Origin of the sequence: Micromonospora sp. NBC_01405 (assembly GCF_045040155.1) — a bacterium.
Classification (GTDB): domain Bacteria; phylum Actinomycetota; class Actinomycetes; order Mycobacteriales; family Micromonosporaceae; genus Micromonospora.
Genome location: NZ_CP109532.1, coordinates 6,014,559 through 6,036,901 on the forward strand (window position 1 = coordinate 6,014,559; position 22,343 = coordinate 6,036,901).

Annotated in this window: 18 protein-coding genes and 1 pseudogene; 11 read left to right on the forward strand and 8 right to left on the reverse strand. The window is 74.4% G+C overall.

The window, feature by feature from the left end:
* The first annotated feature begins 248 nt into the window (after window positions 1-248).
* Entirely contained in the window at window positions 249-2,384 is a 2,136-nt protein-coding gene (locus OG559_RS26020; protein WP_405108249.1) for an amino acid transporter, read from the forward strand.
* Window positions 2,385-2,525: 141 nt separating this feature from the next.
* Here OG559_RS26020 and OG559_RS26025 read toward each other — a convergent pair whose 3' ends face one another.
* From OG559_RS26025 to OG559_RS26055, 7 genes are all read right to left on the reverse strand, one after another.
* Window positions 2,526-3,122, reverse strand: coding sequence for a hypothetical protein (locus OG559_RS26025; RefSeq protein WP_405108252.1), 597 nt, complete (start codon window positions 3,120-3,122; stop codon window positions 2,526-2,528).
* 331 nt (window positions 3,123-3,453) lie between these two features.
* The gene (locus OG559_RS26030) at window positions 3,454-3,663 is read right to left on the reverse strand and encodes a hypothetical protein (RefSeq protein WP_350888920.1); all 210 of its coding nucleotides are present in this window, start codon (window positions 3,661-3,663) and stop codon (window positions 3,454-3,456) included.
* A 108-nt stretch (window positions 3,664-3,771) separates the two neighbouring features.
* Complete coding sequence (locus OG559_RS26035; RefSeq protein ID WP_405108255.1) at window positions 3,772-4,077, reverse strand: hypothetical protein; 306 nt, start codon at window positions 4,075-4,077, stop codon at window positions 3,772-3,774.
* Window positions 4,078-4,093: 16 nt separating this feature from the next.
* On the reverse strand, window positions 4,094-5,386 hold the full coding sequence (locus tag OG559_RS26040) for a hypothetical protein (protein WP_405108258.1): 1,293 nt from the start codon (window positions 5,384-5,386) through the stop codon (window positions 4,094-4,096).
* A 283-nt stretch (window positions 5,387-5,669) separates the two neighbouring features.
* Window positions 5,670-7,019 (reverse strand): FAD-dependent oxidoreductase, encoded by a 1,350-nt coding sequence (locus OG559_RS26045; protein ID WP_405108261.1) that lies wholly within the window; start codon window positions 7,017-7,019, stop codon window positions 5,670-5,672.
* A gap of 15 nt (window positions 7,020-7,034) precedes the next feature.
* Window positions 7,035-7,385 (reverse strand): TcmI family type II polyketide cyclase, encoded by a 351-nt coding sequence (locus OG559_RS26050; RefSeq protein WP_396672745.1) that lies wholly within the window; start codon window positions 7,383-7,385, stop codon window positions 7,035-7,037.
* Window positions 7,386-7,600: 215 nt separating this feature from the next.
* Window positions 7,601-8,413 (reverse strand): BTAD domain-containing putative transcriptional regulator, encoded by an 813-nt coding sequence (locus tag OG559_RS26055; RefSeq protein WP_405108264.1) that lies wholly within the window; start codon window positions 8,411-8,413, stop codon window positions 7,601-7,603.
* A 421-nt stretch (window positions 8,414-8,834) separates the two neighbouring features.
* On the opposite strand from OG559_RS26055, the gene OG559_RS26060 reads away from it, so the two are divergent.
* The 9 genes and pseudogenes from OG559_RS26060 (at window position 8,835) to OG559_RS26100 (ending at window position 16,846) form a co-directional block, all read left to right on the forward strand.
* On the forward strand, window positions 8,835-9,053 hold the full coding sequence (locus OG559_RS26060) for a hypothetical protein (RefSeq protein ID WP_405108267.1): 219 nt from the start codon (window positions 8,835-8,837) through the stop codon (window positions 9,051-9,053).
* A complete protein-coding gene (locus OG559_RS26065) occupies window positions 9,050-10,927 on the forward strand; it encodes an acetyl-CoA carboxylase carboxyltransferase subunit alpha (protein ID WP_405108269.1) in 1,878 nt (625 codons plus the stop codon). The genes OG559_RS26060 and OG559_RS26065 overlap by 4 nt, the downstream gene beginning before the upstream one ends.
* 29 nt (window positions 10,928-10,956) lie before the next feature.
* Window positions 10,957-11,367, forward strand: a pseudogene (accB, locus tag OG559_RS26070) (acetyl-CoA carboxylase biotin carboxyl carrier protein); the annotation flags it as partial.
* Window positions 11,368-11,380: 13 nt separating this feature from the next.
* Entirely contained in the window at window positions 11,381-12,817 is a 1,437-nt protein-coding gene (locus tag OG559_RS26075) for an acetyl/propionyl/methylcrotonyl-CoA carboxylase subunit alpha (protein ID WP_405108272.1), read from the forward strand.
* Window positions 12,817-13,545, forward strand: a complete 729-nt coding sequence (locus OG559_RS26080) for an SRPBCC family protein (protein ID WP_396672741.1) — start codon at window positions 12,817-12,819, stop codon at window positions 13,543-13,545. Before OG559_RS26075 ends, OG559_RS26080 begins: the two co-directional genes overlap by 1 nt.
* Window positions 13,538-13,972, forward strand: coding sequence for a cupin domain-containing protein (locus OG559_RS26085; RefSeq protein WP_387017595.1), 435 nt, complete (start codon window positions 13,538-13,540; stop codon window positions 13,970-13,972). The genes OG559_RS26080 and OG559_RS26085 overlap by 8 nt, the downstream gene beginning before the upstream one ends.
* Entirely contained in the window at window positions 13,969-15,243 is a 1,275-nt protein-coding gene (locus tag OG559_RS26090; RefSeq protein ID WP_405108276.1) for a beta-ketoacyl-[acyl-carrier-protein] synthase family protein, read from the forward strand. The genes OG559_RS26085 and OG559_RS26090 overlap by 4 nt, the downstream gene beginning before the upstream one ends.
* A complete protein-coding gene (locus tag OG559_RS26095) occupies window positions 15,240-16,529 on the forward strand; it encodes a beta-ketoacyl synthase N-terminal-like domain-containing protein (RefSeq protein WP_405108279.1) in 1,290 nt (429 codons plus the stop codon). Before OG559_RS26090 ends, OG559_RS26095 begins: the two co-directional genes overlap by 4 nt.
* Complete coding sequence (locus tag OG559_RS26100; RefSeq protein ID WP_405108282.1) at window positions 16,526-16,846, forward strand: antibiotic biosynthesis monooxygenase family protein; 321 nt, start codon at window positions 16,526-16,528, stop codon at window positions 16,844-16,846. The genes OG559_RS26095 and OG559_RS26100 overlap by 4 nt, the downstream gene beginning before the upstream one ends.
* 52 nt (window positions 16,847-16,898) lie before the next feature.
* Here the strand turns inward: OG559_RS26100 and OG559_RS26105 are convergent, their stop codons facing one another.
* Window positions 16,899-20,486, reverse strand: a complete 3,588-nt coding sequence (locus OG559_RS26105; RefSeq protein WP_405108285.1) for a trypsin-like peptidase domain-containing protein — start codon at window positions 20,484-20,486, stop codon at window positions 16,899-16,901.
* A gap of 485 nt (window positions 20,487-20,971) precedes the next feature.
* Here OG559_RS26105 and OG559_RS26110 point away from each other — a divergent pair, with 485 nt between their 5' ends.
* On the forward strand, window positions 20,972-22,312 hold the full coding sequence (locus tag OG559_RS26110) for a class I adenylate-forming enzyme family protein (protein ID WP_405116969.1): 1,341 nt from the start codon (window positions 20,972-20,974) through the stop codon (window positions 22,310-22,312).
* The last annotated feature ends 31 nt before the right edge of the window (window positions 22,313-22,343 follow it).

Below are 22,343 nucleotides of genomic sequence, written 5' to 3' on the forward strand. Positions count from 1 at the left end.
CGGGACGGCTGGTCGGCCGCGCTGAGCTGAGCCTCGCGCGCGCCGCCCCCGCCGGGCCGAGCTGACCCACCGTCCCCGCCACCCCTGCTCCCCGTCACCGCCCGCCCCGTCGCCGCGTGGCCCGCTTCGCCGGTCTCGGTACCCCTGCCGGGTCCGGCGCCCATTCCGCCGGCCTTCCTCACCGTTCCGGCGGGCGACGCCGTCGGCACCGCCTACCGTCGGAGCAGGGCGTGAAGGGGTGGCGTGGCATGGCGGAGCGGCGGGACGGTGCGCGGCCGAGGCGGCCCCGGGAGCGGCGGGTGCGGGTCTCGCGGGACCCGAGCCCGCAGGAGCGGCCTACCCAGGATCCGAGCCCGGCCGAGCGGGCCGCCCGCGACCCGCGCCTGGGCGGACGCGGCGGCCCCGGCCCGGCGGCGATCCCGGAGTGCGTCGAGCGTCCGGGCCCCCGGGACGAGCCCGTGGGCCGGCTGCGCCGCTGGCTGTTCCAGCATCGGGTGCAGCCGGTCGGGCCGGAGGCCGGGGAGGCGCAGGCGAAGACCCACCCCTGGTGGCAGGTGATGTGCCTGACCGGGGTGGACTACTTCTCCACCCTGTCGTACCTCCCCGGCATCGCCGCGCTCGCCGCCGGGGCGCTGTCCCCGCTGGCAACGCTGCTGATCGTGGCGCTGACCCTGTTCGGGATGCTGCCGATGTACCGGCGGGTCGCCGGGGAGAGCCCGCACGGGCAGGGCTCGGTGGCGATGTTGGAGCGGCTGCTGCCGTTCTGGCGCGGCAAGATCTTCGTCCTCGTCCTGCTCGGCTTCGTCGCCACCTCGTGGATCATCACGATCACCCTGTCGGCCGCCGACGCCACCGTCCACCTGCTGGAGAACCCGTACCTGCCGTCGTCCGCCCCGCACGGTGAACTCGCGGCGGTGGCGGTGACCGTGGTGCTGCTGCTCGTGCTGGGTGGGGTGTTCCTGATGGGGTTCAGCGAGGCGGTGACCGTGGCCATCCCGCTGGTCGCGGTCTTCCTCGGACTGAACGCGGTGATCGTGGTGGCGGGGCTGGCGCAGATCGCCGCCGAACCGGGCGCGGTGGGCGACTGGTCCGCCGCGCTGACCGCCGGTGGCACCGGTGTCGCCGACGTGGTCGGCCCGGCGGCGCTGGCCTTCCCGCTGCTGGTGCTGGGGCTCTCCGGCTTCGAGACCGGGGTGAGCATGATGCCGCTGGTGCGCGGGAACGGCCCGGACGCCGCCGGGCGGCTGGCCGCTCGGATCCGCAACACCCGCCGGCTGCTCACCACCGCCGCGCTGATCATGTCGGTGTACCTGGTAGGCACCACCTTCGTCACCACCGTGCTGATCCCGGCGCGGGAGTTCCAGCCGGGCGGCGCGGCCAACGGTCGGGCGCTGGCCTGGCTGGCCCACGAGCGCCTCGGCGAGGGGTTCGGCACCGTCTACGACGTCAGCAGCGTGCTGATCCTCTGGTTCGCCGGCGCCTCCGCGATGGCCGGCCTGATCAACATCGTGCCGCGTTACCTGCCCATGTACGGGATGGCCCCGGAGTGGGGGCGGGCGGTGCGCCCGGTGGTGATCGTCTACACGCTGATCAGCATCGCCATCACCGTCGCCTTCCGCGCCGACGTCACCGCCCAGGCCGGCGCGTACGCCACCGGGATCCTGGCGATGATGGTCTCCGGCGCGGTGGCGGTGACCGCCGCGGCGGTCACCGCCCGCCAGCGGTCCGCCGCGGCCGGCTTCGCCGTGCTCACGGCGGTGCTGCTCTACGCCCTGGCCGAGAACGTGATCGAGAAGCCGGACGGGATCGCCATCTCCGGCATGTTCGTGGCCGGCATCATCGCCGTCTCGCTGATCTCCCGGGTCACCCGCACCACCGAGCTGCGTGCCGAGCGGATCGAGTTCGACGCCGCCGCCCGCCGGTTCGTCGCCGACTCCCTGGCCCACGACGGCCGGTTGCACCTGATCGCCAACAAGCGTGACAGCGGCACGGTCAAGGAGTACCGGGTCAAGGAGCGCGCACAGCGGGGCATGAACCCGGTCCCGGGTGCCGCCGACGTGCTGTTCCTGGAGATCGACGTGGTCGACCCGTCGGAGTTCAGCCGGGTGCTGCGGGTGCACGGCGTGGAGGCCGGCGGGTTCCGGGTGCTGCGGGCGGCGAGCCCGGCCGTGCCGAACGCGATCGCCGCGATCCTGCTCGCGTTGCGCGACGCCACCGGGGTACGCCCGCACGCCCACTTCGAGTGGTCCGAGGGCAACCCCATCGCCCACCTGCTGCGGTACCTGATCCTCGGCCGGGGCGACACCCCGCCCGTGGTGCGGGAGATCATCCGCAAGTCCGAGCCGGACCCGTCCCGCCGTCCGGGCATCCACGTCGGCGGCTGACGGCGGACGGCGGGGTGCCGTCGGAGACCAGCGCAGTGCGGACGCGTCCCTCCCCGGCGCTTGAGACTGGCAGGGTCAGGTAATCCAACTGTCTCGTATTCCTGCCTGCGGTCTTCTCCCGTGGTAGCTGACGGTGATGACTTATTTAGGGGACTCCGATGGTGGTCTGACGAAGAGTGTGATGTCGCTGCTGGTAGCGATGAGGAGTGTGCGCCCGGAGGGAGAAAATCCTGCGGCGCGCAGCTCCGAGTAGTTCGCATGGAAGATGTGCCACCAGTGCTCGCCAGCAGGGCCGGCGCAGAGACCGCCGTCGTCGGACAGGAGGACGCGGTGGTGGGGCCAGTCGGGTGCGACGACGTCGAGGGTCCAGCCGTCATCCGTGGTGGTGTGTAGGCCGCCGCCGAACAGGCCGGCGATGCGTACCTGCGAGCCGGTGAGTGGGCCGATGCCTGGGCAGGACAGGTCAGGGCCGGTCGGAGTATGCAGGTCTGGGTCCGGGTCGTAGTCACGGGCGATCTTTTCGCCGGTGGGTGCATCGAAGAGCCCGTGTCCCTGGTGGGAGACGGCCATGAGGAGGTCGTGACCGTTGGTGGGATCGGTGGCGAACCCAACGCCGAGCAGGCCGCCGATGGGGATGCAGGTGGACCGTTCCAACGGTGAACGCCAGGGCTCTGGTGCTGGCATGACGAGCGCGGCCAGGTAGCGGTCACGAAGCTGTTGCTGGTACTCGGAGATCATGCTGCTCTGCCGTTCGTCAGTGGTGGCTGTGGCTGTAGCGGTTAAAACCGCCTGGCAGTCAGCCACCCCGACGGACCGGACACCGCGCCGCAGCTGCCGAACGGATTCGGGGTCGACGTCGACCAGGAGGACGCGGAGTTGTCGAGCGGGTACGAGAGGGGAACCGGTGGTGCCGTGCTCGGCCGAGGTTCTGGTCATTGACCACTGCCTGGTCGAAGTGTCCCGCCTGACCCGGGGATACCTCGCCTCCCCGGCCCGGGAGGGCGGGAACGGGGCGGGCATACAACGGCCCGCGCCCCCGGGGTGGGGGCGCGGGCCGGGGCGAGCGGGTCTACTTGGACGGCTCGGGAAGGTCGCAGTCGACCTTCGGGTTGGCGCCGATGTAGTTCAGCGGACCGGCCACGATGGTCACCAGGATGGTGCCCGCCTCGGCGCAGTTCGTGTCGTCGCCCTTGTAGTAGCCGCGCTGGCCTGCGGCGATCGCGCCGATGACGAGCCAGATGACAAGGATGATTCCCAAAATCGACGGGCCACGCCGCATGGCTTCCTCCCGGGTTGTGGTAGGTCGAGGTGGCCCCGTTGTACCCATCCACGGCGATCGGCTAAACGGTGTCCGGGCCGAGCGGGCGGGACGGTTGTCCGATTTCAGTCATAGCCCCGGGTGGGCGGCCCGGGTGGCCGAGCGCCGGCGGGAAGCGTCCCCGAGGACAGCGGTGAGCAGGGCCGGTACGCAGTCGGGGCGGAACTGCGAGACCCGGGCGGACAACCCGCGCCCCAGGTCGGGCCGGCCGACTGTCGCCGGACCTGCGTGGACCGTCAGCCGGAGGCGGCCCGGTTGCCCCGCTTTCGGCTGACTGAGGTTGAACATGATGCCGTTGACCAGGGTGCCGTTGCCGGGTGATGACGAGGAACGGTCGGCCGCGCGCCGGTCGGTGGCCCCGTGTAGGAGGACCACCGACCGGCGTCGTCGGTCAGGACAGGTCGTCGGCGCCGACCGGCGTGGGGAGGACCCGGTCGGCCTCAGCCGGGGCGCCCGCCAGCACCATGGCCTGCTGGGGCCAGGTGGCCAGGCTCGACGTCCCACGGAGGCCGGCAGCGCGGATCGTGTCCCGCAGCGCGGCCTCGTTCAGGTCGGCGAGCTGCCGGTAGGTGCGGATGCCGGCGTCCTGGAGCGCGGCGGCCATCTTCGGCCCGATGCCCTGGATGCGCCGGAAGTCGTCGGCGGTTGCGGAACCGGCTGACGGCGTGGGGACGGGGGCCGCGTCCGGGGCCGACGGGCTGGCCTCGCGGACGCCGTCCCGGGACTCGGCCCCGGGCGCCTCGACGTCGCCGGAAACAACCGGGTCCGCCTCGACGTCGTCGGGAACAGCCGGGGTCGGCTCGGCATCGCCGGAAACAACCGGGTCCGCCTCGGTGTCGCCGGAAACAGTCGCGGTCGGCTCGGCGTCGTCGGCGGCGGCCCGGGGGGCCGGCACGACCGGCCCGGCGACTGCCGGGACCTGAGCTTCCTCAGCCGCCGACACTGGAGTTTCCTCCTCAGCCGCCGGGGTCGCGACGGGAGCGGGCTTCTCCGCCGTGACCCCGGCAAACGTGGTCTCGGCGGGAGCGGTCTCGGCGAGGGGGGACTCGACCGGAGCCACCTGCGCGGGGACGGCCTCGACCGGGGCGCCCTCGACCGGGACGGCCTCGACCGGGGCGGCCTCCGCATGGGTCGCCTCGACAGGCGCGGCCTCGGTGTGGGCCGGGGCGGCTGGCGCGGCCGGGCTGGCCTCGTCGTCCGTCCGGCCCTCGTCGACGAACGGGTCGGCCTTCGGCGTTCCGTTGTCGACGGTAGCGTCGGCCGAGAGCGCTCCGGTCGTGGCCGCGTCCACGGGGCTCGGGTCGGTGGCAGGAGCGGAGGCCGGGCTGGGCTCGGCGTCGGCGGGGGCCCCTGTGGTGGCGGTGTCGGCCGGGGCGAAGACGGTCGGGTCCTTGTCGGCGAGGACCGCGCCCGGCCGGGTCGCCTCGGCGGTCTCCGGAGCGGGGGGGTCGACCACGGCGGCCGGGGCCGCGGCCGGGGCCACGATCGCCTCCGGCCGGTGCGTGTCGACGGTGGCCTCGGCGGTCGGGCCGGACACCACGGCCACCCCGGCGACAGGGTCGCCCTCCACGATGGGCGTAACGGTGGCCGGCGCATCCTGCCGGCCGCGTAGCACCCATCCGGCCGCCGCGCCCAGCAGCAGAGCCAGGATCACGATCAGCCATTGCCCGAAAGTCGACGGCACGGCAAATCTCCCTCTTATTGAGTGTGGTCGGTGAAAAGTCGCGAGAAAAATCCGTCGCAGCTTCGCACACGCGCCGTGTCGGCGGCAGGGAGGACCGTTGGCTTCCAACGCTGGTGGGACGCTTCGCACCCTGGGTGGCTGCGGGGTGACTGAACGTGGTGCGGCGGGGCGTCCGCGCTCCGCCGCGTCGCCGGTCCCGCCGTCCACCGAGGGCCTGCGAACGGACCCGGACAGCGCGGGCCCGGCACCGTCCTGCGGTGCCGGGCCCGCGCGGGCTGGGCTGTCAGTCGGCCTCGCCGCGGTAGGTGTAGAAGTCGTCGACGAACCTGCGGCGCAGCGCGGGCACCCGGCTGGTGACGCCGAAGTAGCTGCGCGCCCCGAGCAGCGCGAGCCGGCCGATCACCGGCCGGTACAGCGCGTCGTCGCCGCTGGTGCCGCTGCTGCGCAACGAGTCGGCGACCCGGGCGAAGCCGTACGGGATCATCTCGGCCTCGTAGTCGGCGACGGCCTGCACCAGGGTCTTGTCGCCGGAGGCCGCCAGTCTGATCTGACGGTTGAGCAGGGCGGCGTCGCGCAGGGCGGTGTTCGCCCCGACCCCGCGGCCCGGGGTCATGCTGTGGATCGCGTCGCCGATCAGGGTGACGGTGCTGCTCTTCCACGGTGGGACCGGCTCGGCGGTGGAGACCTTGACCGGCAGGGCGCTGCCCGGTTCGCAGCGGGCCAGCAGCTCCTGTAGCTGTGGATGCCAGCCGCGGGTGAGTTCCTGGGCGACTTCCACCAGTTCGCCGCCTCGTCGCCGCATGATGTCGGCGGGGAACCGGCGGGCGTTGCTCCACACGATGAGGTTGATGTTGTCGCGGGTGGTGTCGTGGCGCAGGCCCGGCCAGCGGCGCAACAGTGCGGCGTCGGCGTCGGTGACCCCGGGCTTGATCTCGCCGTGGCGGTCCCACTTGAACTCCATCACGTGCAGCACGCCCATCATCCCACCGGCGCCGAAGATCAGGGAGATGCCCTGCTGGAGCCGCTCCGGGATCAGCTCGCGCGTGTGGTCGGTCAGCGGGATCCGGGTGGCGATGTTGATCGTGCCGGCGTCCCGGCTGGCGGCGTGCGGCAGGTACTGGCGGCGGACCGCGGAGTGCGTGCCGTCCGCGGCGACCAGCAGGTCGCCGGTGGCGCTGCTGCCGTCGGCGAAGTGGGCGGTGACGGTGCCGTCGTCGCGTTGTTCGTACCGGGTGAAGGTCCGGCCGAAGTGGACGACGTCCTCCAGGCCGGTGAGCAGCACCTGGCGCAGGGTCATCCGTGCGACGGAGCGTTCGGTGTCGACCGGGTGGGCGTCCGGGCGCAGCTCGAACGACGCGGTCCGGCGCAGCCGCTCGGTGATGACGTTGAAGTAGCGGGGGGCGCGGGCGCAGGTGACGACGAAGGTGTCGAACAGTTCCGGCGGCAGGCACTCGCGCAGCGCCCGGCTGCCGGTGGGGCTGATGCCGACGCGGTAGCCGAGCAGGCCGTCGGCGCGGGTGGTGTGGCGTTCGTGCACCGAGACGTCGAGGCCGGCCCGGCGCAGCCCGTGGGCCAGGCACAGGCCGCCGGTGCCGGCCCCGATGACCAGTACGTGTGGTGTCTTGGCTGACACGGGGCCGGCTCCGGCTCAGCCGACCGTGCCGGTCGTGCTGACCGACGAGGTGGCGTCCCAGCTGTAGAAGCAGCCGGCCATCGCGTCGCGCGGTGAGCGCCACGTCGGCAGATATGGCGAGGTGTGCGCGGAGAGCCGCTCGTTGACCTGGAGGTACAACGGGTGGCTGCGCGCCTCGGCCAGGACGTCGGGGTCGACGTCCTCGGTCTCCATCAGGTGTACGCACAGGTCGTGCAGGCAGTACAGGGAGCGGTGCCGGACCCCGGTGAGGCCCGGTAGTTCCGTCGCGTCGGCTTCGGCGAAGATCTGCGCCACCCGGCCTTCCGCGCCGGGGATGATCCGGCTGACGATTAGTAGACGACTCATGGGACCCCTCCCGCCGGTGGTGCTCCTGGATCAGGTCGGGTGACCACGTGCACCGTTGCCGCCCACCTTGCCGGTCGCCCTGTCACGTCACCGTCACTGTGCGTGTGGCGATGGTGACGCGGCCGCCGGTGCGGAGCGGGGTCAGCCGGGAACGAGAACGAGAACCAGTCGGCCAACGCCGGGTGTGGGCCGTGCGGGCGGGGCGTGGGCGCGGGTCAGCGCGGGCGGGGGCCGGTGCGGGGGAGCGGCTCGCGGCGTGGCTCGGGCGCGGCCGGCCGGGTGGCCCGCCGGATCGGTGCCAGCGTGTCGTGCAGCAGGGCGGACATGGCGGGGGACGGTTCCAGGCGCAGCTCCCGCAGGAGCATGTCGCGGTAGGCGTAGAAGGCGTGCACGGCCTCGAACACGTTGCCCTCGGCGAGGTGGATGCGGACCACCAGCCGGTGCGGCGTCTCGCGCAGCGGTTCAGCCGCCATCGCCTCCAGCGCGGCCTCCAGGGCCTCGCCGTGCCGGCCCGCCGCGATGTGGTTGCGGGCCACCTGTTCCAGCATGTGCAACCGCAACTGGCGCAGTCGTTCCCGGTCCAGCAGCACCCAGTCGTCGTACCAGCCGGGCAGCAGGTCGTGTCGGCCGGCGGTACGGGCGGCGCTGGTGGTGCCCGGGTCGTCGCCGTCGCGTACCCGGGCGGCGGTGGTGGTCAGCTCGTCGACGTCGAGCCGGACGTGGGGGTGCAGGCGCGCGGTGTCGCCGGTGGTGACCAGCGGGCAGCACGGGTCCTGGCGCAGCCGCCAGAGCGCGGTCCGCAGGGAGGACAGGGCGCGCTCCTCGGGCGCCTCGGGCCAGAGCAGGCCGGCGAGGTGGCTGCGGGTGGCGCCGGGGCGCAGCCCGATCAGCGCGAGGACCCGTTGCAGCCCGCGGGGGACGACGACGGGGGTTCCGTCGTGCAGCAGGCGGAAGCCGCCGAGCAGGTGCAGCGAGACCTGTGGGAAGGTGCCGTCCGACGTGGTCGGCGTGGGCGGATCAGCGGTCACGGCGGCACCCCCTGCACCGGACCTCGTCCGGACTGTCGTGTCCCGTGCGGCGTGCCCGGGACGCCACTGTCGCCGGTGGCTCCACAAGGCACCGGACCGAGCGCCGCGACCACCGGGCTGGCCCTCTCGGAGATTAGCCCCAGCGATTACGGTGAGTCAACATGCTGTCCGTGGTGGAGCGGGCCATGTCACCTGATTGACACCTTCTCAACTGCGAAAACTTGTCGTCACCGTCAGGTGATTCAAAGGTGCGGCATGGATTATTCACAGCTTGCATCAACGCACCGTCACCACAGGTCGTGTCCGGTCGGGGGTCGGTGGTGACGCCGCCGTGACGGCGGTACGCGCACCGTGGCGGCAGTCGTCCCGCGTGACGAACGGGCCAGGCCACGTCCGCCACGCGCCCTAGGGAGGCACGTCCATGGATCGTTCGCTGATCGTCGCCCCGGTGGTCCCGGCCGCCGGGGTCTTCACCGGGCCCGGCGCGACGGAGCTGCCGCGCCCGGCCGAGTCCCGTCACCGGCCGCCGTGCCGGCCGTGCGACCGCCACGTCCGCCCGGAGGATTCCGGGCAGCCGGGCCGGGGGCCGGGGGCGGGCTGCTGCCACCGCTGGGAGCCGACAGCCGGGCGTCGGCCGTGACCGCCACCATCGGGCACGGCGAGCAGCTCTGGTCGCGCTGCGACGGGTGCGAGGCCCTGGTCTACCGCAAGCGGCTGCGGCGCAACCTGGACGTCTGCCCGGAGTGCGGCTCGCACGTCCGGCTCGGCGCGCCGGAGCGGCTGCGTCAGCTGGTGGACCCGTCGTCCTTCGCCGCGCTGCCGGACCGTCCGGACGACGTGGACCCGATCGGCTTCGTCGACGTGTTGCCGTACCCGCACCGGCTGGTGGCGGCCCGGGCGGCCACCGGCCTGCCCGAGGCGGTGGTCTGCGGCACGGCCACGATCGGGGGTCACCCGGTGGCGCTCGCGGTGATGGACTTCCGGTTCCTCGGCGGCAGCCTCGGCTGCGTGGTCGGCGAGTTGATCACCTGTACCGCTGAGCGGGCGCTGACCGACGGTGTCCCGCTGGTGCTGGTCACCGCCTCGGGCGGGGCGCGGATGCAGGAGGGTGCCCTGTCGCTGATGCAGATGGCCACGGTGAGCCAGGCGGTGGCGGCGCTGCGCGAGGCGGGGCTGCTGACGGTGAGCGTGCTGACCGACCCGACGTACGGAGGTGTGGCGGCGTCGTTCGCCACCAACACGGACGTGGTGCTGGCCGAGAGCGGCGCGCGGATGGGCTTCGCCGGCCCCCGGGTGATCCGCCAGGTCACCGGGCGCGACCTGCCCGAGGGGTTCCAGACCGCCGAGTTCCTGCTACGGCACGGTCAGGTCGACATGGTGGTGCAGCGGCGGTCCCTGCGGGCCCGGCTGCTGGTGCTGCTCGCGGCGGCCCGCTCGGCCCGTGCGGACCGGCGTGCGGCGGACCGACGGCTGGTGTGCCGGCCGGAGGCCGGGCAACTGATGCCCCGCCAGCCGGCCGCCGGGCCGGCCGGCCACAGCCGCGCCGGGCTCGCCGCCCCGCCGGGCCGTGCCACGAGCGCCGCGCCGGACGGTCGCGCCGGGGGAGACGGGCCGCCCGGTCGGCTGAGCGGCGCTCCGGCCGACCGCGCGGCGGTGGGCCGGAGTGACGGGGACCGGGCGGGTGCGCGTGACCCGTGGGACACGGTGCGGACGGCCCGTCACCCGGGCCGGCCGACCACCCTGGACTACCTCGACATCGCGTTCGACGGCTTCGTCGAGCTGCACGGTGACCGGCTCGGCGCCGACTGCCCGGCCGTGGTCGGCGGGCTGGCCCGGCTCGGCGACCGGCACGTGATGGTCATCGGGCACCAGAAGGGGCACAACACCGCCGAGCTCGTCGCCCGTAACTTCGGGATGGCCAGCCCCGCCGGGCACCGCAAGGCGCTGCGGCTGATGCGGCTCGCGGCCCGGCTGGGCCTGCCGGTGGTCACCCTCGTCGACACCCCCGGGGCCGACCCCGGGGTACGCGCCGAGGAGCAGGGACAGGCGGCGGCCATCGCCGAGAACATCCTCACCCTGAGCAGCCTGCCGGTGCCGGTGGTCGCGGTGGTCACCGGTGAGGGCGGCAGCGGCGGGGCGCTGGCCCTCGCGGTCGCCGACCGGGTGCTGATGCTCCAGCACTCGGTCTACTCGGTGATCAGCCCCGAGGGGTGCGCCGCGATCCTCTGGCCGGACAGCTCCGCGGCCCCGCTGGCCGCCCGGGCGCTGCGGCTGACCGCGCCGGACCTGTGCGCGCTCGGCATCGCCGACGAGGTCGTGGCGGAGCCGGAACCGGCGGCCCACGCGGACCCGGAGGCCGCCGGGGAGCTGCTGCGCCGGGCGGTGCTGGCGAACCTGACCCCGCTGCTCGACGTGCCGCCCGCGACGCTGGTACGCCGCCGCCGGCAGCGGTTCCGCCGGTACGGCGCGGCCCGGACCGGCGGCGCGGTCGCGACGGTGGGGGTCGTCCGGTGAGCGCCGAGACGATGCCCGACGACGCCGTGCTGGCGGGGCTGCGCCGGCACGCCCGGGCCCTCGTCGCCGAGCTGGCCGGTCCGGTGCGCCGGGTGCGGCTGAGCAGCGGGCAGACCGTCCTGGAGGTGGAGTGGCACGGGACGGTGGAGCAGACGCCCGCCCTGCGCGCCGAGCCCGCGTCGCCCGGCGAGGAGACCGACCGTGCCGTCGTGCGGTCGCCGATCGTCGGCACGTTCTACCGCGCGCCGGAACCCGGCGCCGCGCCGTTCGTCGCGGTCGGGGACCTGGTCCGGGCCGGTCAGGTGGTCGGGATCGTCGAGGCGATGAAGCTGATGAACGAGGTCACGGCCGACCGGGCCGGCCGGGTGGCGGCGGTGCTCGCCGACGACGCGGCGCCGGTCGAGTACGACCAGCCGCTGGTCGCGCTGGAACCGGCCTAGGTCGGGTGGGGACATGTTCGAGAAGGTGCTGATCGCCAATCGGGGCGAGATCGCGTTGCGGGTGTTGCGGGCGTGTCGGGAGCTGGGCGTGCGAACGGTGGCCGTCTACTCCAGCGCCGACGCCGACTCCGCGGTGGTGCGGCTGGCCGACGAGGCGGTCCGGATCGGGCCGGCGGACGCCCGGCGCAGCTACCTCAACGCGGCGGCGATCGTGGAGGCGGCCCGGCGCACGGGGGCGCAGGCCGTGCATCCGGGCTACGGGTTCCTCTCCGAGGACGCCGACTTCGCCGAGATCTGCGCCGACAACGGGCTCACGTTCATCGGCCCGCCGCCGTCGGTGATGTCCGCGCTGGCGGACAAGGCCACCGCGCGGGCGTGGATGCGCCGGGCCGGGCTGCCGCTGCCCCCGGGCAGCGTGGAGACCCTGTCGACGGCGCAGCGGGCCGCCGAGATCGCCGCCGAGGTCGGCTACCCGGTGATCGTGAAGGCCGCCGCCGGCGGCGGCGGGCGGGGCATGACCGTGGTGCACACCCCGGGCGACCTGCCCCGGGCGTACGCGCGGACCCGGGCCGCCGCCCAGGCCGCCTTCGGCGACGACCGGGTGTACGTCGAGCGGTACCTGACCGACGCGCGGCACGTCGAGGTGCAGGTGCTCTGCGACGCCAACGGCAACGGCGTGCACCTGGGCACCCGGGACTGCTCGGTGCAGCGGCGGCACCAGAAGCTGGTGGAGGAGGCACCCGCCCCGTCGCTGCCGGCGGCCGTCGTCGACAGCATCGAGCGGGCCGCGCTCCGAGGGGTGCTGGAGGTCGGCTTCACCGGCGCGGGCACGGTGGAGTTCCTGGTGGACGACGCCGACCGGTTCCACTTCCTGGAGATCAACTGTCGGATCCAGGTGGAGCACCCGGTCACCGAGATGATCACCGGGATCGACCTGGTGCACGAGCAGCTGCACATCGCCGCCGGGGTGCCGCTGCGAATGCGACAGTCCGACGTCCGCCCGCACGGCGTCGCGGTGGAGTGCCGGGTCAACGTGGAGGACCCGGACCGCGGGTTCGCGCCCACCCCCGGCCGGCTGGACCGGTTCCACCCGCCCGGGGGGCCGTTCACCCGGGTGGACACCCACGGGCGACCCGGCTACGTCGTCGGCCCCCACTACGACTCCCTGCTCGCCAAGGTCGCCGTGTGGGCGCCGGAGCGGGAGCTGGCGCTGGACCGCCTGGAACGGGCGCTCGGCGAGTTCGACATCGGCGGGCCGGGTGTGCGGACCACCATCCCCTTCGTCCGGCGGGTGCTCGACGACGCCGCCTTCCGCAAGGGGCGCTACTCGACCGGCCTGGTCGACCGGCTGCTGCGGGCCGTCGACCCGGCCGACGACGCCGCGGCCGGTGCCGCCGCCCCGACCGCCGACGGCGCCGTGCCGTCCGGCCCCGACCAGAGGAGGAACTGATGACCGTCACCCACGGCCGACCGTTGACCACCGAGATCACCGAGATCCTGGTGGCGCACTGCGGCCTGGACGCCGAGGCCGCGGCCAGGGAGCCGGCCGCGTCCCTGGAGGAACTCGGCATGGACTCGCTCGCCCTGCTCGAACTGTCCGCCGTGCTCGCCGACCGGTACCGGGTGCGCATCCCGGAGGAGGCCGGGCGGCTGAGCATCGACGCCGTCGCCGACCTGGTCGCCCAGCAGACCGATCCGCCCGGGCACACAGAGAACGGCATCGTCATCGCCGCGCCCCTGCCGCTGGTCTGGGAGCTGACCAACGACGTGGCGAACTGGCCGGACCTGTTCACCGAGTACGCCGCGGCGGACATCCTCGAACGCGACGGCCGCACCGTCCGGTTCCGGCTGACCATGCACCCGGACGAGAACGGCACGGTGTGGAGCTGGGTCAGCGAACGCACCACCGACTGGGAGAACCGCGAGGTGCGGGCGCACCGGGTGGAGACCGGCCCGTTCGAGTACATGCGCATCCACTGGCGCTACGACACCGAGCCCGACGGCACCCGGATGACCTGGGTGCAGGACTTCGCGATGCGCCCGCAGGCGCCGCTGGACAACGCGGGGATGACCGCGCGGATCAACGCCAACAGCCGCGTCCAGCTCGCGGTGATCAAGGAACGGATCGAGCGGGCGGCCGGGATCCGCTCCACCACCACCGGAGGCGACGATGAGTGAGACCACCGACCAGCGGCCGGCGGCCGGCGTACCGGCGCACCGGCCCGTCGCCGGCCGGGACGTGCCGGCCGACCGGCGACGCGGCGGCGAGCTGCGGGTGCTGCTCGGCCCGAAGACGGTCGGCAGCACCTCCGGGTTCATGGGGGTGGCGGCCCTGGCCCCGGGGGAGCGGATCGCCGAGCACTACCACCCCTACAGCGAGGAGTTCCTGTACGTGACGCGCGGGTCCATCACCGTCGACCTGGACGACCGCCCCGTGCCGCTGGCCACCGGCGAGTCCCTGTTCGTGCCGGTCAACGTCCGGCACCGGCTGCGCAACACCGGCACCGAGCCGGCCGAGGTGGTGTTCCACCTGGGCCCGCTCGCACCCCGCCCGGAGCTCGGGCACGTCGACACCGAACTGGCCGAACAGCGGGGCGCGTCGTGACCGCGCGCCGCACGGTGGTGACCGGCATCGGGGTGGTCGCCCCGGGCGGCGCGACCCGGGACCGATTCTGGAAGACGATCACCGAGGGGCGCACGGCGACGCGGCGGATCAGCTTCTTCGACCCGTCGCCGTTCCGCTCCCGGATCGCCGCCGAGTGCGACTTCGACCCCGTCGCCGCCGGGCTCACCGAGGCCGAGCGGCGACGCGCCGACCGCTACGTGCAGTTCGCGCTGGCCTGCTCGATCGAGGCGGTTGCCGACAGCGGGCTGGAGCTGACCGACGCCGAGCGGGACCGCGCCGGGGTGGTGCTCGGCACCGCGGTCGGCGGCACCATGGCCCTGGAACAGGAGTACGTCACCGTCAGCGACTCCGGCAGCCGCTGGCTCGTCGACCACGCGCGCGGCGGCCCGTACCTGTACCAGGCCCTGATCCCCAGCAGCCTGGCCGCCGACGTGGCCTGCCGGCACGGGCTGCACGGCCCGGCGCAGGTGATCTCCACCGGCTGCACCTCCGGCATCGACGCCATCGGGTACGCCCACCAGCTCATCGCCGACGGCGAGGCCGACATCGTGCTGGCCGGGGCGGCCGACTCGCCCATCTCCCCGGTCACCGTCGCCTCCTTCGACGCGATCAAGGCGACCAGCCCCGACAACGACGACCCGGCGCACGCCTCGCGCCCGTTCGACGCCGACCGGCACGGCTTCGTCCTCGCCGAGGGCGCGGCCGTGCTGGTGCTGGAGGAGTACGGGCACGCCCGCCGCCGGGGCGCGCACGTCTACTGCGAGCTGGCCGGGTACGCCAGCCGCAGCAACGGCTACCACATGACGGGGCTGCGCCCGGACGGGCTGGAGATGGGGCTGGCCATCTCGGCCACCCTGAAGCAGGCCCGGCTGATCCCCGAACAGGTCTCCTACATCAGCGCCCACGGCTCCGGCACCCGGCAGAACGACCGGCACGAGACGGCGGCGTTCAAGCGGGCCCTCGGCGAGGCCGCCCACCGGGTGCCGATCAGCTCCATCAAGTCCATGGTGGGGCACTCGCTCGGCGCGATCGGCTCCATCGAGATGGCCGCCTGCGCCCTGGCCGTCGAGTACGGGGTGGTGCCGCCGACGGCCAACTGGGCCACCCGCGACCCGGAGTGCGACCTGGACTACGTGCCGAACGTGGCGCGGGAGCTGCCGGTGGACGTGGCGCTGTCGGTGGGCAGCGGCTTCGGCGGCTTCCAGTCGGCGATGCTGTTCCGCCGAATGTCCGCGGATGTGGCCGGGTGACCGCCCGGGCGGTGGTCACCGGCATCGGGGTGATCGCCCCGAGCGGCGTCGGCGTCGACGCGCACTGGTCCACGGTGTCCACCCGGACCCGGCGCACCGGCCCGATCACCCTGTTCGACCCGGCGTCCTATCCCACCCGGCTCGCCGGCGAGGTGCCCGGCTTCGAGGCGCTGACCTGGGCGGACAACCGGCGGCTGGTGCAGACCGACCGGTGGACCCACCTGGGGTTCGCGGCCACCCGGCTGGCGCTGGCCGACGCGGGGCTGCCCGAGCGGGCCCCGGACCCGTACGGGTACGCGGTCACCCTGGCCAGTTCCTCGGGCGGGAACCTGTTCGGCCAGCGGGAGCTGCAACGGCTCTGGGGCGGCACTTCGCGCACCGTCGGGGCGTACCAGTCGATCGCCTGGTTCTACGCGGCCAGCGTCGGGCAGCTCTCCATCCACCACCAGTTCAAGGGCCCGTGCGGGGTGCTGGTCAGCGAGTCCGCCGGCGGGCTGGACAGCCTCGCGCACGCGGTGCGTACCGTGCGCCGGGGCACCCCGGTGGTGATCGCCGGGGCCACCGAGTGCCCGCTGAGCCCGTACGCGCTGGCCTGTCAGCTTGCTTCCGGGCTGCTCAGTACGGAGGACGACCCGCAGCGGGCGTACCGGCCCTTCGACGCCGACGCCGCCGGGTACGTCCCGGCGGAGGGCGGCGCGGTGTTCGTGGTGGAGGAGCTGGGGCACGCCCTGGCCCGGGGCGCCCGGGTCTACGGGGAGGTCACCGGGTGGGGGGCCACCCACGACGCCGCGCACACCACCCCCGACTCGGCGGGCGACCCCGCCCAGTACGCCCGGGCGATGCGGCTGGCCCTGGACCGGGCGGGGATCGCCCCGGACGACGTGGACGTGGTGCTGCCCGACGCGCTGGGCACCCCCCGTCACGACCGGGCCGAGGCCGACGCGCTGCGCGCGGTGTTCGGGGCGGGTGGAGTCCCGGTGACCACCCAGAAGCCGCTGACCGGCCGGGCCCACCAGGGCGGGTCGGCGTTGGACGTGGCCACGGCCCTGCTCGCCTTCGCGCACGACACGCTGCCCGCCTCCGCCGGCCCGGACCGCCCGGCTGACGGCTGCGACCTGGACTTTTTGCGCGAGCCGCGCCGGCCCGTCTCCCGGGTGGCGCTCGTGGGCGCCCGGGGGTTCGACGGTTTCAACAGCGCGCTGGTGCTGCGCGGCGCGGCGGGCCGCCCGGCGCCACAATCCCGCCGGGCGGCCGAGCCCGGCGTGACGAGAGGAGTGGACGGATGATCGAACAGCGGGCCCGGGTGGTGTTCCTGGTGCGGGTGCCGGACGAGCGCACGGGGGACTTCCTCCGCGCGTACCAGTCGATCCGGCACCTGGTCGCCGAGGGGACGCCGGGGCACCTGGTGGACCAGGTGTGCCGCTCGGCCGCCGACCCGGAGCAGTGGCTGATCACCAGCGAGTGGGTCAACCTGGCCGCGTTCGAGGCGTGGGAGCGCAGCGCGCAGCACCGGGACCTGGTGCTGCCGCTGCGCGAGTGCTTCAGCGAGGAGGAGTTGTCGCTGCGCTTCCTGGTCTACGCGCAGACGCCCGCCCTGGCGTGATCGGAGCCCACGCGGGACGGGCCGGAGGGCGTGGGCCGGGACCGGCCCCGCCTCAGCTCGGGCACAGCTTTCCCTGGTGGGCGTCGTCCGGCACGAGTTCGCGTACGGCGTCGTCGGTGTTCGGGTCGGCCAGCAGCCCGCAGAGCCGGTCCATCACGTCGTCGACGGAGTGGCGGCGCGTGCCGGCGGTCTTCGCCAGTCGGCGCAGCGGCGGCGGCTTCCCGGCCGCCGGCAGGGCGACGCCGATCGTGCTGTTGTCCAGCACCGCCACCGGTCCGTCCAGCCCCCGGCCCAGCGGCAGGACCGCCACCCACCCGCCGGAGTGGGTGCGGCGTTCGCCGGAGCGCGCCGCGTCGGGCAGCGACCACACACTCACCTCGGGGGTGGAGCTGGTGGGCAGCTCCCGGATGTCGCTGGCGGTGGCGCTGAGCAGGTCGCGCTGCCAGGACAGCACCAGGGTCGACCCGGTCGCGTCCAGGGCGATGGACCCGTTCCGTTCCTCCTGCCGCAGGTCGATCACCGGGGCCTTCGGGCGCAGCGAGGCGGTGTCCAGGACGCTCACCCGGGCGTTGTCGCCGGTCCGGTCCCACGTGGTGGCGGCGATCGTGCTCCAGTCCGCGCTCATCGCCACGTCGCTGATCCCGTCGACCAGGACCCGCCGGGCGGTCGCTCCGGTCAGGTCCGCGGCGGACAGGGTGATCCGCTGACCGAGCGAGCCGCCGTCGCCCGAGGGCATCTCGACCAGCAGCGCGCTGCGCCCGCCGGGGCCCAGCCAGAGCTTGGCGACCGTGCTGCGCCAGGCCAGGGTGACCCGGCCGCGTTCCGCCCCGGTGCGCAGGTCGTACAGGATGACGGTGTTCAGGTCCGCGCCCGGGTCGCCGAGCTTTCTGCTGCCCGGCGTCACGAGGGCGAGCACCTCCCCGGTGGGGTCGATGCTGATGGACCGGACCCGCAGGGCGGCCGCCATCCCGCCCAGCGGCACCGCGAGGCTCACCCGGTGCGACCCGGTGTCGTAGACCACCAGGCAGCCCAGCGCGTGGGCGAGCGACGTGGGCCGGCAGGCGGGGTGGTCGGCCGGGTCGGGCTTCGGCAGCCCCTCGCCGTCCACCGGCGCGCCCGTCCGCAGGACGGGCACGACCGTCTGGACGAATGCCACCCGGTGGCCGGAGCGGCTGACCACGGGCCGGACGGCGACGACGCCCGTCCGGGCCACTGAGGTCACGGCGCCGTCGCGGCGGACGGCGTCGGTCAGGTGCCACAGCGCGGGGCGGAGCGCCGCGTCCTGCGTGACCAGGCGGGTGCCGTCGGCGCTGAGCTGCTGCGACAGGTCGCTGCCGAACCATCCGCCGGTGGGCGGCTCGCCGGAGGCGTCGCTGGGGGTGGGCTGTGCCCTGGTGCTCCGCGTGCCCGCGTAGTGCGGCAGCAGCGCGTCCACCCCCTCGTACCAGTCCGGGGTGCTGAGTTTGAACGACACGTCGGGGTCGGTGCGCCAGGCCCGCAGCGCGAGCTGGTTCGCCCCGTAGCTGTCCACCCCCGCCCGAGCGTCGGCATTCCTGACGAGGTCGGCGGCGGCGATCTCGGCGCGCTGTTCGGCGGTGGTGCGCCACGCGTTCCCCACCGCGCCCACGACGATCACCAGGACGAGGAGGGCCGCGAGGACCCGCCGGTTCCGCCGGCGCAGGCTGTCGGCGACGAAGGCGCGCTCGGCGGGGGCGAGCTGGTCGCCGTGCGTGCCGGCCCAGCGCCGGGCGTCGTGCAGGTCCGCGCCGGTGAGCCGCCGTCGCCCCGCCGCGTCACCGGCCGGCGGGCCGGTCATCCGCAGCCGCAGCATCTCCTGCCAGGTGCGGAACTCGCGGTGCCGGTCGGTGAGCGCGCGCAGCCGCTCCCACCGGGTCACCAGCGACTCGTGGGCCAGCTCGACGCCGGGCGTCGCGCCGGTGGCCCGCAGCGCCAGCAGCCGGGTGGTGGCCAACCGCTGGGCGACCGCGAGCTGCGCGTCGTCCAGGTCGGCCAGGGCGGCGGTACGGCGCACCGACAGCCCGGACTCGGGCAGCGGCCGGGTGAGCTGGACCAGCAGTCGCTCCGCCGCGTTCCGGGCCACCGGGTCGAGGTTGCCCCACACCCGCTCGGCGTAGCCGGCCAGCGCGCCCCGCACCCCGCCCAGCTCGTCGTACGCCCGGTGGGTGAGCAGCCCGGAGTGCCGGCGCTGCCACAGCTCGGTCAGGGTGAACTGGACCAGGGGCAGCGCGTTCGGCGCGTCCCGCACGTCGTCGACGATCCGGTCGACCAGCCCGGCCTGCGCCGTCACCGTGCCGGCCCGGGCCAGCGGCCCGGTGACCACCTCGCGCAACTGGGACGGGGTGAGTTCGGCGACGGTGGCCGGCAGCCAGCGGGCGGTCAGCTCCGCCATCGCCGGCTCGCGCAGGCACGCCCCGAGGAAGGTGTCCCGCAGGGCGAGCAGGACCGACACCCGCGCCCCCGGGCGCAGCGCCGAGCCCAGCGCGTCGGTCAGGGCGCGGCGGGCCGCCTCCGGTTGGGCGAGCACCTCCTCGAACTGGTCCACCACGAGGACCAGCCGGTCGGCGCCGGTGGCGGCGAGCACGACCGCCAGCACGTCGGCCCCGCCCCCGTCGGCCAGCCGGGCGGCCAGGGCGGCCACCCGGTCCACCCGGTCGACCGGGTTCCGGGCGGTGGTGGCCGTCCCGTCCGCCCGGTCCACCGGGTCCGGGTCGGTCAGCCGGTCCAGTGCCAGGGCGAGGGCGAGGAGCCCGGTGGCCGCGTCAGAGGGGCGCAGGACGGCGACGGCGAGGCGCGGCGTGCGGCGCAGCCGGGCGAGCACCCCGGCGTGCAACAGCGAGGTCTTGCCGACCCCCGACGGCCCGACCAGGCAGAGCACGGGCACGGCCAGCGCCTGCCGGGCGAGCTGCTCCGCCTGCTCGGTGCGGCCGAAGAAGAGCGCCTCGTCCTGCTCGCCGAACGCCCGCAACCCCCGGAACGGGGCTTCGCCCTCGGCGACCCGGGCCAGCTCCGGCCAGGCCGGCAGGAGCCGGTCGGTGGGGAGCAGGTAGCCGATCCGGGGCGGGGTGCCGCTGGCCTTCTGCACCACCATGCCGATCACGGCGTCGACCTCGGTGTCCCACACGGGTGATCCGGAGAAGCCCTTTTCCAGCGTGGACGGTCGGCGGTCGTCGCTGAGGATCTCCACCCAGCCGGTGGCGACCGCGCCGCCGGTGCGGCCGTACACCCAGCCGCCCATTCTCAGGGCGGCCGGGAAGCCCACCATGACCAGTTGGGCGTCGGAGAGGCTGCGGTGCCGGGCGAAGGTGAGTGGTCTCGCCCCGGGCGGGGGCGGGGAGAGCAGTCGGAGCCCGGCGACGTCGCCGGTGTGTTCGGGGGCGACCGGCTGCCAGGCGACGACCTCGGCGGTCAGCCGGCGGCCCGGGGCGAGCAGCGGGAAGTCCACCTCGACCGCGTCGGCGGGCGGGTCGCCGTCAGCCGGGCAGCCGAGTGCGGTGGCCACCACGTGGGCGGCGGTGAGCAGGTGACTCGGCCCGGCGAGGAAGCCGGCGCCGACCGGGGTGTCGCCCTTCCAGAGGCGGACCAGAGCGGCCTCGATCGGGAGGCGGCGCGTTCCGTCCACGGTCTACCCGTTCCCGTCGGTCGATCGGCAGGGGCCGGGCCGGCGGCGGCCCTCCGACCATCATGCCGGGTCCGTGCCGCCACGGGACGAGGCCGGGCCGGGGCCTCGGGCCGGTGGGCAGGTTGCCGTGGCCTCGGGCCCGTGCGGCGGGCAGGCTGCCGCCCCGGTGGGCCCGCCTTCCGGTGGGCAGGCTCACGCCCCCGCCGGGCGCCGGGTGTACGAGGGCAGGCTGCCGCCAGCCACCGCGTCGCGGCCGATCCTGCCCGCCGAACCGGCCGACCGGCAATCGGGCCGGCCGACCTTTTTGATCTAGCCATTCGCATCTAGTAATGGTCTCGGCGCTTGTCGTAGTGTTCCGTCAGCACCCCGAAAGACGCACCATATTGGGCGGTTGCGCCCTTTTCGATGCTGGGCGGTAGACCACAGTGAGCAAGGATCGTTCGGCAGAAGAATCTACAGTAGACGACGCTGCCTGGGTTGACGAAGTGTTGTTGTCCGGTCCGTCGACCGACGTTTGTTTCCGGCTGCCCGACCCGGTGCACCGGGGAACCCTGCGCCGGCTGGTCGGCGAGGCCCAGGCCCGGCTCGCCGAGGGCGGGCTGCGTCCCGGCGGGGCCGTCGCGCTGCGGCTGCCTCCATCGCTGGCGTACGTGGTGAACCTGCTGGCCACCTGGCGCAGCGGCGCGCAGGCCATCCTGCTGGACCACCGGCTCACCGACCACGAGGTGGAGCGCGCCCTGGAGCGGCTCACCCCGCAGGTCGTGGTGGCCCCGGTGCGCACCGGCCCCGGCGCGCTGAAGGTCTTCGTCGACGTGACCGAGGGCGTCACCGCCCACTCGGACCGGCCGGCCGGCAGCCCGCATGCGGTGATCCAGCTCAGCTCCGGATCCACGGGACCGTCCAAGGTGATCGGTCGCAGCGCCGCCTCGCTCGTCGCCGAGGTGCGCCGCTACACCCGGATCGACGGGGTCGCGCTGCCCGGGGAACGGATCATCCTGCTGCCGTCCATGGTGCACGTGCTGGGCCTCGTGGGTGGCCTGCTCTACGGCTTGCACGCCCGGATCACGCTGGTCGCGCCGGACCGGCTCAGCGGCGACGCGGTGCTCGCCGCCGTCGCCGCCGACGACAGCCCCGCCACCGTGCTCGGCGTGCCCTTTCACATCGGGCTGCTGGCCTCCACCCGGGCGACCGGCCCGCTGCCGCAGCTCAAGCGGATGACGACCGGCGGCGAGCTGGTCCCAGCGGCCGTCGTCGCCGCGTTCACCGACCGGTTCGGGGTGCCGCTGGGCAACATGTACGGGATGACCGAGGTCGGGGTGATCGGCACCGACCTGCACGGCCGGCACCGCCCGGCGATCGCCCCCGCCCCCGGCATCGAGGTACGGGAGTCCGCCACCGGCGAGCTCTGGGTGAGCTGCCCGGAGTCGCCCTACGTCGGGCTCTCCGACCCGGACCGCTGGTCCGACGGCTGGCTGCACACTCGCGACGCCGGCACCGTCGACCCCGACACCGGCCTGGTGACCGTGCGCGGCCGGCTCGACTCCCAGGTGTCCGTGGGCGGGATGAAGGTCGACCTCACCGAGGTCGAGGCGACCCTCGCCGGGCTGCCCGGTGTCGGCGCCGCCGTGGTGGTCTACGACGACGGCATCACCGCGTACGTGCAGCCGGACGGGCCGCTGTCGGAGGAGACGCTGGAGAAGCTGCTCGCCGAGCGTCTCGCCGGCTACAAGCGGCCCCGGACGCTGCACCTGCTCGACCGGCTGCCCCGGACCACCACCGGCAAGCTGGTCCGTTCGACCCAGGCGCTGCGGGCGGCCACGCCGTGACCAGCCTGCTCCGGCGGTCCTCCGTCGCGCC